Source organism: Algoriphagus vanfongensis DSM 17529 (assembly GCF_000429465.1).
Classification (GTDB): domain Bacteria; phylum Bacteroidota; class Bacteroidia; order Cytophagales; family Cyclobacteriaceae; genus Algoriphagus; species Algoriphagus vanfongensis.
The window spans coordinates 1-12,050 of record NZ_AUBX01000002.1; the positions used below are offsets into that span (position 1 = coordinate 1).

The following is a 12,050-nucleotide window of genomic DNA, read 5'->3' on the forward strand; positions in this document are numbered from 1 at the left end:
GTTGGGTGCAAGCCAATGAAAAATAGATTATCAGAATGAATAAATATTTAGGCTCGTTTTTTCTACTTTTTGGAGTTTTGTTAGTTATTCAAAACATCAAGTTGTTAATAGATAGGAATCAAATTCGTGATATTAAGTTAAATGGAGTTAAGGTAGAATCTGTTGTTAAATCAAATGATTGTGAAAATACTGGATTTGTTACATTCGAAACATCTTCTAAGAAGCTAATTGAGATGGAATTTGATAGTGATTGTTGGATTTTTGAAGTTGGAAACACACAAGTTTTTTATTACAGTGAGAAATACCCTGGAAGGTATATCTTTCCAAATGAGTCAATAAGTACTATTAATGACCTTTTCATCTTAGGCTTAGCAATTTTATCTATTGTGGTTGGAACATCATTTATTAAGAAAAGAAGGCCAGCACCCAACAATAGCTAAAATCCATGGCGAGAAAGTTGTTCAGTTGGCACACAAGAACAAGTTATACGATTAGAAAAATTAGAACGAATAGAAACCCGATGCGCCACGGCTTTTAGCCCGAACGTTGTGAGGCATATCAGAATGAAGAAATACTTAGCCATACTTTTAATTTCAATACTTCTTTTTTCTTGCAATAAGGAAAAAGGGACAAAAATCTTTCAGGTATTTGAACAAAAGGAAAATGTAGTTGATACTACTTTTTTAAGAAGTGTTAATCTCGAAAATATTAATCTATGTTATACCACCTTAACAGATCTCAAAAACAGCGGCTATGCTTTTGTTCCAACAACTCGGAATCAATCAGATTCATTGATCATGGAGTATAAAAGACAAGGTGAGAACTTCTATTTAGATAACGATGAACAAATTTTAGTAGGAACTTATAGTGATTCAGAATTAATAAGTTCTGTTTGGTTGTTAGAAGGATTTAACGGCAGCTTTTTAGGAAAATCCATTAACCTGAGTACTTATACAGTCAAACAAATGCTTTCTGATTTTCCTAGTTTTAAATGGTCGGTTACTGGTGCATCAAATCACTGGTACTATACCAACAATGACACAACAGTATTTTATATTGAAATTGATCGGTCAATAGAGCAATTTCCATTGGACGAAGAGCACTATTTAAACAACTCAATAGCGGGAGTTAAAATGGAATTATCATGCTGGAACATTTATGGTCCCAATTTTGGCAAAAAGGATACTGTTTCTATTAAACCAATTTACGCGCCTTTAAATGATCCACACACAAACTATTACTTAGAGCAAAGAAAACCAGGCATTAAAACAACAATCAAGGAAATAACAACAACTGGTAAAAAGACAATTACTCAACAAAAAAGAATTGGAAAATGGAAGAATTTTAACCCTGACCATTCTCTAGAGTCGATAGAGTATTATAACAACGGAGAACTAATTAGGACTGAAAAAACGACCCCACAACAAATGCTATGAATGAATGGGGTTTTTTCGGTCAGGAAAGTTTGGTGGGAATTGGAAAGTACGCCACAAGTTTTAAATTTAAATCAAGGCGTGGCTATGTTGCATAGGAAAGGTTAGTGCTATCTAATCCCCACTCATCATAGCTAAACCGTTGTAGGGCATTTGAAGAAAGACAATGAAGTACAAGAATTATAAATCGGCAATTCACAATTTCACTCACTCTTTCATTAGCATAGACTATATGAAAAGTGGACGTCTAGCCGTAAATGTTTTGATTGACTTGTATAACCTCGGACTTGAAACTAAGACAACATTTGACTTTGTCAACAAAACCATACAACCGGGCAAAACTGAATCAAAGGAGAGTAAACAGTTGCTAAATGATTATTTGGATTGGCTGCCAGAACACTTTTCAAATCACAACTGTGACTTGACCAAATTGGAGAAATTAGAAACAACAATTTGGACAGACTTCGACTCAGCATTTTCGCCAACAAGAATGAATGATACTATTGAATTTACAGTCAACTCTGTGACAATTTGGAAAGCTGAAGAACGAGAAGAACAAACAATTGAGATTTCACAAACAGAGTTGATAAAGAAGAACTTTCTAAAGGTGAGAATTCCTGAAATGAAATGACAGCAACGAAAACAAAATATTACTGTCCGTGCTGTGGATACAACTCATTGGATGAAGAGCCGACAGGAACTTATCAAATCTGTGAAATCTGTTTTTGGGAAGACGACCCAATCCAATTTGACGATTGGAACTATGAAGGTGGAGCTAATAAGGTTTCGTTAATTCAGGGACAGAAAAACTTTGAAAAATTTGGTGCTGTTGAAAAGAGATTGATTCCTCACACCAAACAACCAACGAAGAAGAAATATGAACGAAATCCAAATTGGAAAAATAAATAAAAACGCCCTACAACAAAAGGTATAGGGTATTTTAAAAGACGACCGTGAAACAGACAATAAACATAATAATCGGACTGACTTTAATTCTTTTCACTGCTTGTGGACAAGGACAAATAAAAACACCTGAAAACGCAATGACAAAATTTGACGAGTTCAAAATCAAAGAAAAATTTCTACAAGACGACAAACTATTTTATCCAGGAATAGGCGACCCCAACCTAAAACCTGTTTTGACAGAAAAAATCAATCTTGCAGCTGACGACTTTAAAAAACTTGCTGACAAAGGAAATGCAACAGACAAAGAATATCAAAACGCAATAAAAGTGGGACTTGAGAGATTTGCTGACCTTTACTTACAACTTGACACAGAAGACAGAGAAAGAGTTTGTAGTTACTTTGAAGAGCTTATTGACATTGTAGGACTTGAAAGTTCAGGCGGACACTTGAACAACTTTATGTATGGATTTCAAATTGAAAAGAAATGAAATCAAAGCTGACAGATAAAGCGTTTCTATTTCCATTTTTAGCAATTTCTTTAATTATTGTTTCAGCTAAAATTATTTTGGACAACTACCCTATTGACTTTTTAAAACTCCGGTGGATAGACTATTTTATGATAATCTTATTTTCTGTGACTCTTGTTTGGCTTATTAAATTTGAGGCCTTAAGAAAAATGATTTTTATAGAAATTACAAACAAACAAGTTTTTATTCAAAATATCTATTTAGCAAAAAGAAATATAGCTCTGAATGACTTAATTGGTTTTAAAACACAAATTGAAGTAACTAGACTTGGAAACTATGAAGAAACGGTAATTTCAGCCAAAAATGACACAAAAATAATTTTATCGGAATTCTTCTTAGACAACTACAAAGATATAAAAGGCAGCTTGACAAAAAACATAATGGACTATGGTGGAGCAAGAAAAAACGCCCTATAACAGCAGCTACCCAAAAGGCGGGGTTTTGTGTTCCAAAGACAGTTTTGTGCTTAAAGGAAGTTTAGTTTTTCAAATCGAGCTTTGTGGTAAAAGTCCCGCCCTTCGGGTAGCTGTAAAACGTTATGCATTATTAAAAAACAACCAACTCAATGGCATTTAAGAAAACAGTCCAAGAAAAATTAGAGACCAAATTTAATTCTCTTTCTCAACATTCTGATGTTATAAGAAATGGACATGTTTTTAGTGTAGGAGAAGATGTGCTTTTGGAAGTTTCAGACACTGAAATGACCTACGGCATAAAGAGATATTCACCAACCTCAACTGACCCTCTATGGGATGATAATTTTGCTGTTACCTTACATTTAAGTCATGAGAACTTAAGCTTAGTAAATTCAAACCCTATAAACCCACCAAAAGGCTCAAAAAAAGTTTTTGATGTTTTTAAAAATATAGAGGGAGTTAATATTCAACGTATTCATATTGGAACTGCTGAAAATTCACTGAATGGTAATGACTTGTATGTAGCAAAAGATCTTTACACTACAATAAATGAAATAGACAGAGAAGAAGGTAAGGACAAAAGAGTTAGGGTGTTTAACAGGATTATCCCATTCTTTAACTCAGAGTTTGGTATCGACATTTCTGAAATGGAAGTCGATAGAAATTATTCTTTGCTACTAAAAGAGATACTTTCAAGTGGAGAATTTTCACAACAAGACATAGAGTCTTTCACTGAAAAATTAGAAGAAGGAGAATCAGCTAAAGTTGTGATTGAAAAACAGATTAACAAGCAAACCGAGTGGCTTATATCAACCATTGAAAGCTTATTGGAAATTGATAGGCTAACTAAACCAAAAGCTAAAGATTTTGGAAGTCTACATTTTAAATATTCCAAAGTCAGCATAACAGGTCCAGAGCACTTAATGGAAAAAATTTTGACAGACTATGGACAATATTCACTTTTTGGAGTACCAGCACTACTGAATACGGATAAATATGTGATTCATGAGGGTAGCTCAAGGTCTCAGTTTGATCTTATCCTAATAAATCACTTAGGAGATATTGAGTTGGTTGAATTGAAAAGACCAGATCAATATCTTTTTGATTATGGGAATGGTAGAGGAAAGTTTTATCCTTCAAAAGACTTAGCAATAGCAATATCCCAAACTGAAAGATACATAACGGCAGTAACCAAAGACCATGATGATGAATATTTAATTGATGGCAAGAAAATCAGGGATTTTATAAATGATGAGATTGGTAATACTATGTTCGTAGAATCCATTAGACCAAAAGCTCTAATAATTATTGGTTCTTGGGAAAAACTCGCAAAAGATTATGACAGTTTAAGTACAACTACTAAAAGCAAGGTGACAAAAGAAGAATATGACCAGGATTGTTTACAAGCATATAAGGAGTTACAGCACTCATTAAAAAATATTAAGATTATGACGTACTCTGAGTTGCTTGAGAATGCAAGGACAAGATTAGAACTTACAAAAGAAAATAACAATGCATAACAGCACCTAAGAAAACATGGGGTGGTCAGTGGTAAACGCCAGGCTCGTTCTTCGTGGCTATATTAGTCACGGGCGGACAGGAAAGAGCTTCGAAAGCCCCACGTTTCTTAGCTGCAAACCGTTGTAAGTAATGCCGAAAAACCCAGAAACCGAATGAAAAAAACAATATTCGAAATTACCAAAATGGACTGTCCTTCAGAGGAAAATCTAATCCGAATGAAATTGGACGGAATTTCAAGTATTGCGAATTTGGACTTTGATATTCCGAACCGAAAACTGACTGTTTTTCACAGCGGAGAATCCGACCAAATCGAAAAGTCCGTTATTGAACTAAATTTAGGCGGAAAGAAAATCTCGACCGAACAGACCGACCAAACAGAATTTAATGAAAATGCAAACCAAAAAAAGCTACTTTGGTCTGTACTTGCAATCAATTTTGCCTTTTTTATTATCGAAATGACAACAGGAATAATCTCAAAATCAATAGGTCTTGTTGCCGATAGTTTGGATATGCTTGCCGACAGTTTCGTATACGGAATTAGCTTGTTTGCGGTTGGCGGAACGTTGATTAAGAAAAAGCGGATTGCAAAACTTGCTGGATATTTTCAAATAACACTTGCGATTATTGGATTTGTGGAAGTTTTAAGAAGATTTTTTGGAAACGAGAAACTTCCCGATTTTTCGACAATGATTATCGTTTCGATTTTTGCACTTATTGCAAACGGTATTTGTCTTTACATTTTGCAAAAGTCAAAAAGCAAAGAAGAGGCTCATATGAAAGCGAGTATGATTTTCACATCAAATGACGTGATTATCAATTTAGGAGTAATAATTGCTGGAATTTTGGTAAATTGGTTGAGTTCGAGCAAACCTGATTTGATTATCGGAACAATCGTTTTTGTTTTGGTAATTCAAGGAGCGTTTCGAATTTTGAAATTAAGTAAGTGAATAAAAAAGCACTACTTACAACAATGGCTATACGTAATGCGGGTTTTCTGCTAAACGAAAGGTTAGTGCATTTTAAGAAGTCCGCCAATACTTTAATTTGGTATTTAAAGTGAATAAAATAAAAACAAAATATAAACTATTGGCTCAGTGCAAATTTGAAACTTTCCGCTTTCAAATCCCGCACTACGCATAGCCGGGTCGTTGGCTGTAATGTAAAACGACATTCCCAAAAACAAAGAAAATGACCCAATCTGAACTTATAACTTTAAATTTTACAGAAATAAGGAGAAGAAGTATAAAACTTTGGAATGGGCTACCTGAGAAATATTATAATTGGAAACCTGACGAAAAAGCTATGAGTGCCTCAGAAATGATAAGACACATTTTGGAGGCTGATTATGGATGGAATATTATTATTAATCAAGGTGATATGAAAAATTATAGAACACCTTGGGAAAACCGACCATTCATTAACGTTACAGACGAACTTGAATTTGCCGAACCTCATAGAAAAGCATTTATAGAAAGTGTTAGGAAATTTTCGGATACGCAATTAAACGAAACCAAAATCATTCATCCAGGGAACGGAGAAAAGAAAATACTTGGAAAATATTTATTGCGCATTGGATATCACGAATCAGTTCACGCAGGACAATTTTTGTCGTATTTAAGAGCAATGAAAATTGATAGACCAAAAATATGGGATTGAAAAAACACTACAGCCAACAACTAGGTTTTCGTTGCGTGCGTAGCACGAATCAATGAAACCGGTGTTGCACGGAACCGACGAGGTCTCTATGGAGATTGAATCAGTATTTTTTGAACGAAACTAGGTGACTGATTAGATTAAAAAAATAAATCGTAAGAGTAGATCCTGTATCAATTCAAAAAACCATTGTTGTTTTAGGTCTTTCCAATGCCTTTTGGAAGGGTTTTTTATTGCATGGGCATAGCTTCGCCAGCCCGATCAAAATCAGGAATTAAAATTGGGTTGTGACAGCAGAAAAGACGGCCTTTGGAGGGCCACGCTTGGGTAGGCGCTGAATGCTTACCATGCTTTCCTTCTGGCAGCAGTGGCAGTATCGTGGGTTATAGGTTTCAAGAATGCGGGGCTCCTTTTCTGGAATCGGAATTTCAAGTTCCCGATGAATAAGCGGAATGATGAGTTGCTTAGCCGAGCTGCCGAGTATTCCAAAGTGGCGGATCCGAACCAGCCCTTTGGGTAAAATATGCATGGAAAACTGAAGGCTCCCCCTTTTTTGGACAACTCTAAAATAGACAAAATCGGTTTTTGATGATGGCTATTGTTACTATTAAAGGTGTTAATTGTGGGTAACTTCGGAGAAGTTATCCACTGTTAACGCCCGTTGCTGTGCAAACTCTACTGGAGAGCAGTTATTCAGGCTTCCATGTGGTCGGTGATGGTTGTAGTCCTCCAACCATTCCCTGGTAATCTCTCTGACCTCTTCGAGTGAAATAAAGGAATAATAATTCAATACTTCTGTTCTGTAGGTTTTGTTGAACCGTTCCACAAAAGCATTTTGCATGGGTTTCCCTGGTTGGATAAATAAGATTTTTACTTGGTTTGTTTCTGCCCAAGTCCTGAGTGGTTCGGCGATGAATTCCGGTCCATTGTCCACTCTGATCTGACTGGGCAGGCCTCTCCATTCTTTCAATTCTTCCAATACCCTGACCACACGGAGTGAGGGCAGGCTGGCACCGATCTCGATATGGAGGGCTTCCCGGTTGAAGTCATCCAAAATGTTGAGCGTTCTGAAGCGCTGACCTGACATCAGGCTATCAGACATAAAATCCATCGACCAGCTGGAATTGACCAATTCCGGCTGAATCAGGGGTTCCTTGACTCTTGCGGGGACTCTTCGCTTTCCTTTTCTGCGCATGCTCAGTTGGAGCAGTTTATAGACCCTATATACGCGTTTGTGATTCCAGGTGATTCCTTCTTTACGCATCCGCTTGTACAACAGCCAGAAGCCATATTGCCCAAAGCGATCTGCATATTCTCGTACTGTATCCACTACTTCTAAATCATTTTTGACCGGCTTGTAATAAAATGCCGATCGGGAGTAGTCAACCAAGTCACAGGCCCTGATGATGGCGACGGGATAGCTGCCTAGTATGTACTCTACCCGCTGTCTTCTATCAGCAGGGCTCAGAACATTTTTCCCAGGACATCCTTGAGAATCTTGTTGTCCAGGGCCAGCTCCGCGTACATCTGCTTGAGTTTCCGGTTTTCTTCCTCCAGCTCTTTGAGCCGTTTGAGTTCCTGGACTTCCATGCCTCCGTATTTCTTTTTCCAAGTGTAAAAAGTACCACGGTGGATTCCCAACTCCCGGCAAAGCTCATTAACATCCCGACCGGATTCATGTTCTTTCACAGCCTTGACGATCTGGCTTTCAGTAAATCTTGACTTCTTCATACAGTTTAAAGTTAAAGACTTTGTCGTCTTTTAAACTGTCCTACTTTTGGGGAAGCTTACAATAGCAAATGCGGGCTGACTGCTTATAAATGAAGATTTTACAACTAAATAAAATTCGGTCTGGCAGACAAAATTTCGGGTTTAAAACCCCGCACTTGCCATAACCAGGGCGGTTATGCACAAGCGTGAAAAACGCTACGACCAAAAAAGAACCAAGCCCACCCACCACCTGATTTTATCCATTTTGAACACAACATCATAGGATTTGAACACTTTTTTATGTGTCAACCTGCTCACTTTTGTACCATAATTTAAACGAATGATTATGAGCAATAAGAAAGTGTGGTTTATCACAGGAACATCAAAAGGATTTGGATTGGCATTGACAAAACTGGCATTGTCTCAAGGTCATCAAGTTATCGCTACATCAAGAAATATCGAAGAGTTAAAAAATTCGATTACAGAAAAGCAAGACAATTTCTTGCCTTTGAAAGTGGATATTACTTCCGACAAAGAAGTTAAAAATGCTGTTCAACAAGGCATTGAAAAATTTGGAAGAATAGATGTAGTGGTCAATAATGCAGGCTATTCATTGGTAGGTAGCATAGAGGAAATAACAGACAAGGAATTTCGTCAAACCGTGAACGTTAACTTGTTCGGAACAGTCAATATTTTGCGAAATGTAATGCCTCATTTACGAAAACAACAGTTGGGACATATCATCAATATTGCTTCCAATGCAGGTTATGTTGGTTTTGCCAATGCCACAAGTTACAACGCTTCAAAATTTGCGGTGGTGGGTATTTCTGAAGCATTGGCACAGGAAGTAAATGACTTTGGTATAAAAGTTACCGTAGTTGCACCAGGACAGTTCAGAACCAGTTTTATGGAAAAAGGTTCTATGCAGTTTGCTAAAAACAGAATTTCAGTTTACGGTTTGGACAAAGCAGAGGAACTTTGGACAAATTACAGCGGACAACAGATAGGTGACCCTGAAAAATTTGTAAAAATACTTGCCGAAATTGTCGAGTTGGAGAATCCACCGTTACGATTGCTATTGGGTATGGACACTTATGACTTGATAAAAGAGCATCGGGAAAAAGAAATGCAAGAGTTTGAAACTTGGAAACATTTGACGCTATCGACCAATTTTGATTGATTTCGTATTTTTATATCAATGAAACGGACAGGAAAAAAACCGCATATTTTTAATTCGATATCCGAATTGCACAGAGCATTGGCTTTGCCAAAACCCAAACACCCATTGGTAAGCGTCATCAATTTTGAAGAAACAAAATGCTTTGATGATGAGAGTCTGCGTAGCGTGTCCTATAATTTCTACTGTATTGCCATCAAAAAGAATTTTGAGGGAAAAATGAAATACGGACAACAGTACTACGATTTTGATGAAGGTGTGATGACATTCTTTTCACCTATGCAGGTAGTAACCACCGACATTGTTGAAGGGTTAAAATTGTCAGGATATTGGTTGGTGGTTCATCCCGATTTCATCAGAAATTATACATTGGGAAAAACAATAAAAAACTACGGCTATTTTTCTTATTCAGTCAATGAAGCCTTACACCTTTCGGAAGATGAAGATAAAGCAATAACCACCATAATGCAGAACATAGAAAATGAATACCGTTCTGTAATAGACCATTTTAGTCAAGATGTTATCGTTTCCCACATAGAATTATTGCTCAATTATTGCAACCGTTTTTACAACAGACAATTCATTACCCGAAGAACGGCAAGCAATGATTTGTTGGTAAAATTGGAATGTCTGTTAACCGATTATTTCAATAGCGAACAAATACAGGAATCGGGACTTCCTACGGTTCAGTATGTTTCAAGTCAATTGAACATTTCGGCAGATTATTTAAGCGATATGCTTCGCAATCTTACAGGACAAAATACGCAACAGCATATCCACAACCATTTAATCGAAAAAGCCAAAGAGAAATTATCTACCACCGAGCTTTCTGTTAGTGAAATTGCTTACGAATTGGGGTTTGAGTATCCGCAATCGTTCAGCAAACTGTTCAAGACCAAAACTAATTTAACGCCTTTAAAATTTAGGCAGTCGATTAATTAGGGCGTGTTAACACAAGTCATTATTAATAATTCAACAATCAGAGCAGAAAATATAAAGCCTTATATGAATTGAAATATCGCAAATAAATATCCTAACGACCGAAGTATAATTAGGAATGCCAGTGCATAACAATGTATTCCATGAATAATCAAAAGTTCATTTTCTAACATTTTTTCTTTGTTTTGGCTGTTTTTGACTTGATTGCCTGTTTTTTTGGACTGATTGGAAGAAGTCAAGAATGGACAAAGCGCTGCCCTGCGAGTGGAATGTCCACTCGCCTTGTTCTTTACTTCTGAAGTATCAGTCCATACCTTGCGATCATCAAATACAAGCCATGCTTCTCCCGATAGTTTCGGGACAGGCTATCAGAGATCCATGCTATTTATGGTCTCAGTTTCCGGTTAGTTTAGTAAGTGCTCCAGCCCCATACTATAATAGAGTTCCTGATTATTGGACTCTCATCCCGATAAATATCGGGATTGAGAGGTCTGGAGCTTATTGATGGGCTTGATCCAATGGTCTTTACCACGGACTAAGTTGAATATCCTACCTGGTAAGGTTCACCCGTTTTTAAGACATGATATATTCTTGACAAGAGTTTTCTTGCTATGATTACTATGGCGCGTTTGCCGGTATGTCTTTGCAATAGTTCCTCGTATCGACTCAGCATCACCGGATCTCGTTGGACGGTGGTCCAGGCACATTCGATCAGTGAGCTTCTCAGTCCCTGATGATGGCGATAAGTCATGTATCCTTTTCGGTCTGATTCACCGCTGGAATGGACCATCGGTTTGAGCCCGATATAACTATTGAAGTGTTTGAAACTCCTGAAGCGATGGATATCCTCAATCTCAGTGAGTAACTGGACTGTTGTTAAGGGGCCTATCCCAGGAATCTGTCTCAGCAGCTTGGAGTTTGCCTTGTATTTTGCCTTTCGCTGCAGCGCACGGACAGAAATGGAGACCTTCAAAAAGTGACGGTAGGTAAATTCAAATTGGTCGAGCAATAAATCCATTACCAGTCTGCTGCTATCCGAAGGGAGCTCTACGATGGCCAGCCAATCCAGAAAGTCCTTTGTCCAATAAGGATTATCGTATTTAGGAGGTATTTCTATCCCGTTTTGAAGTAGTTTGTCCTTGATCCTGTTTTTCACCCGGACCAAGTCTGCCCAGAGTCTCTTTCGGTATCTGAAGAGTTGTCGATCACCTTCTGTTTCCTGAGTTGGAACGTGGATTCCTCGCAGCAGTCCAGCCCGGAGTGTTTTGGCCATTTTCCGACTGTCCACAGGATCAGTCTTCTCACTGGATTCTTTATTGGTCGTGGGAAGATCAGCCGGATTGATTTCCACGCATTCGTAACCAAAAGATTTTAGATCCCGATAGATCCAAAACCCAAACTTACAGGCTTCATAACAGCATATGATATGATATTTTGGAAAAAACTTATCCAAGTAAGACTTCAAGGCTTTGGGATCAGGTGCCTGACTGAAGGTTTTATGATGGCAATTGGCTGTAAATATGCAAACGCTCCACTGGCGCTTGTGCACATCAATACCAATGAATAACTTAGGAGAAACTTCGGTGTCCATGATATATTCTTTTTGGTTCTATCCTTAAAACGAACCAGATTATATCATGGGAACTATAGTGCATAAGGGTTTCAGCGGTTTTCGAGCAGTATCACCCGCTTCAATTTTGGGTGGTAACTTGATAGGTTTGAAGCCCGCAATTCCTTACGACACCATACACTAAACGTTGTGACTCAT

14 protein-coding genes and 1 pseudogene are annotated in these 12,050 nt (G+C 37.5%); 12 read left to right on the plus strand and 3 right to left on the minus strand.

Annotation, left to right across the window (positions count from 1 at the left end; translation table 11 throughout):
- Positions 1 to 35 precede the first annotated feature (35 nt).
- The 10 genes from G460_RS0100490 to G460_RS0100530 all read left to right on the plus strand — a co-directional run bounded on the left by G460_RS0100490 (position 36) and on the right by G460_RS0100530 (position 6,459).
- A complete protein-coding gene (locus G460_RS0100490) occupies positions 36 to 440 on the plus strand; it encodes a hypothetical protein (RefSeq protein ID WP_026953540.1) in 405 nt (134 codons plus the stop codon).
- 123 nt (positions 441 to 563) lie between these two features.
- Positions 564 to 1,436, plus strand: coding sequence for a LamG domain-containing protein (locus tag G460_RS0100495; RefSeq protein ID WP_026953541.1), 873 nt, complete (start codon positions 564 to 566; stop codon positions 1,434 to 1,436).
- Between the two features lie 163 nt (positions 1,437 to 1,599).
- On the plus strand, positions 1,600 to 2,064 hold the full coding sequence (locus G460_RS0100500) for a hypothetical protein (RefSeq protein WP_026953542.1): 465 nt from the start codon (positions 1,600 to 1,602) through the stop codon (positions 2,062 to 2,064).
- Entirely contained in the window at positions 2,061 to 2,342 is a 282-nt protein-coding gene (locus G460_RS0100505) for a CPCC family cysteine-rich protein (RefSeq protein ID WP_026953543.1), read from the plus strand. The genes G460_RS0100500 and G460_RS0100505 overlap by 4 nt, the downstream gene beginning before the upstream one ends.
- A gap of 44 nt (positions 2,343 to 2,386) precedes the next feature.
- Positions 2,387 to 2,827, plus strand: a complete 441-nt coding sequence (locus tag G460_RS0100510; RefSeq protein ID WP_026953544.1) for a DUF4844 domain-containing protein — start codon at positions 2,387 to 2,389, stop codon at positions 2,825 to 2,827.
- Positions 2,824 to 3,282: a hypothetical protein gene (locus tag G460_RS0100515; protein WP_026953545.1), complete on the plus strand. Its 459-nt coding sequence runs from the start codon at positions 2,824 to 2,826 to the stop codon at positions 3,280 to 3,282. The genes G460_RS0100510 and G460_RS0100515 overlap by 4 nt, the downstream gene beginning before the upstream one ends.
- Entirely contained in the window at positions 3,254 to 3,442 is a 189-nt protein-coding gene (locus G460_RS22830; protein WP_084421118.1) for a hypothetical protein, read from the plus strand. The genes G460_RS0100515 and G460_RS22830 overlap by 29 nt, the downstream gene beginning before the upstream one ends.
- Positions 3,432 to 4,802 carry a Shedu anti-phage system protein SduA domain-containing protein gene (locus G460_RS0100520; RefSeq protein ID WP_026953546.1) on the plus strand — a complete coding sequence of 457 codons (1,371 nt, stop codon included), beginning with the start codon at positions 3,432 to 3,434 and terminating at the stop codon, positions 4,800 to 4,802. Before G460_RS22830 ends, G460_RS0100520 begins: the two co-directional genes overlap by 11 nt.
- Before the next feature lie 153 nt (positions 4,803 to 4,955).
- Positions 4,956 to 5,750: a cation efflux transmembrane domain-containing protein gene (locus G460_RS0100525; protein ID WP_026953547.1), complete on the plus strand. Its 795-nt coding sequence runs from the start codon at positions 4,956 to 4,958 to the stop codon at positions 5,748 to 5,750.
- Positions 5,751 to 5,991: 241 nt separating this feature from the next.
- Complete coding sequence (locus tag G460_RS0100530; protein WP_026953548.1) at positions 5,992 to 6,459, plus strand: DinB family protein; 468 nt, start codon at positions 5,992 to 5,994, stop codon at positions 6,457 to 6,459.
- 271 nt (positions 6,460 to 6,730) lie between these two features.
- Here G460_RS0100530 and G460_RS23500 read toward each other — a convergent pair.
- Positions 6,731 to 6,994 (minus strand): annotated as a pseudogene (locus G460_RS23500) (IS91 family transposase); the annotation flags it as partial.
- A 78-nt stretch (positions 6,995 to 7,072) separates the two neighbouring features.
- A protein-coding gene (locus G460_RS21095; protein WP_157366825.1) for an IS3 family transposase occupies positions 7,073 to 8,187 on the minus strand; the annotation gives its coding sequence in 2 pieces (ribosomal slippage) (positions 7,073 to 7,935 and positions 7,935 to 8,187; 1,116 coding nt in all).
- Between the two features lie 325 nt (positions 8,188 to 8,512).
- Between G460_RS21095 and G460_RS0100545 the strand changes: the two genes are divergently transcribed.
- Together G460_RS0100545 and G460_RS0100550 are read left to right on the plus strand one after the other, a co-directional pair.
- On the plus strand, positions 8,513 to 9,346 hold the full coding sequence (locus G460_RS0100545) for an SDR family NAD(P)-dependent oxidoreductase (RefSeq protein WP_026953550.1): 834 nt from the start codon (positions 8,513 to 8,515) through the stop codon (positions 9,344 to 9,346).
- Between the two features lie 18 nt (positions 9,347 to 9,364).
- A complete protein-coding gene (locus G460_RS0100550) occupies positions 9,365 to 10,285 on the plus strand; it encodes a helix-turn-helix domain-containing protein (RefSeq protein WP_026953551.1) in 921 nt (306 codons plus the stop codon).
- A 532-nt stretch (positions 10,286 to 10,817) separates the two neighbouring features.
- Here G460_RS0100550 and G460_RS0100555 read toward each other — a convergent pair.
- Positions 10,818 to 11,873 (minus strand): IS110 family RNA-guided transposase, encoded by a 1,056-nt coding sequence (locus G460_RS0100555; protein ID WP_035463682.1) that lies wholly within the window; start codon positions 11,871 to 11,873, stop codon positions 10,818 to 10,820.
- Positions 11,874 to 12,050 lie beyond the last annotated feature (177 nt).

Bases quoted from the DNA above. Each gene is read 5' to 3' on its own strand.
- G460_RS0100495 (WP_026953541.1), top strand. From the start codon at position 564: ATGAAGAAATACTTAGCCATACTTTTAATTTCAATACTTCTTTTTTCT.
- G460_RS0100490 (WP_026953540.1), top strand. From the start codon at position 36: ATGAATAAATATTTAGGCTCGTTTTTTCTACTTTTTGGAGTTTTGTTA.
- G460_RS22830 (WP_084421118.1), top strand. From the start codon at position 3,254: ATGGTGGAGCAAGAAAAAACGCCCTATAACAGCAGCTACCCAAAAGGC.
- G460_RS0100545 (WP_026953550.1), top strand. From the start codon at position 8,513: ATGAGCAATAAGAAAGTGTGGTTTATCACAGGAACATCAAAAGGATTT.
- G460_RS0100555 (WP_035463682.1), bottom strand. From the start codon at position 11,873: ATGGACACCGAAGTTTCTCCTAAGTTATTCATTGGTATTGATGTGCAC.
- G460_RS0100520 (WP_026953546.1), top strand. From the start codon at position 3,432: ATGGCATTTAAGAAAACAGTCCAAGAAAAATTAGAGACCAAATTTAAT.
- G460_RS0100550 (WP_026953551.1), top strand. From the start codon at position 9,365: ATGAAACGGACAGGAAAAAAACCGCATATTTTTAATTCGATATCCGAA.
- G460_RS0100530 (WP_026953548.1), top strand. From the start codon at position 5,992: ATGACCCAATCTGAACTTATAACTTTAAATTTTACAGAAATAAGGAGA.
- G460_RS0100525 (WP_026953547.1), top strand. From the start codon at position 4,956: ATGAAAAAAACAATATTCGAAATTACCAAAATGGACTGTCCTTCAGAG.
- G460_RS0100500 (WP_026953542.1), top strand. From the start codon at position 1,600: ATGAAGTACAAGAATTATAAATCGGCAATTCACAATTTCACTCACTCT.
- G460_RS0100515 (WP_026953545.1), top strand. From the start codon at position 2,824: ATGAAATCAAAGCTGACAGATAAAGCGTTTCTATTTCCATTTTTAGCA.
- G460_RS0100505 (WP_026953543.1), top strand. From the start codon at position 2,061: ATGACAGCAACGAAAACAAAATATTACTGTCCGTGCTGTGGATACAAC.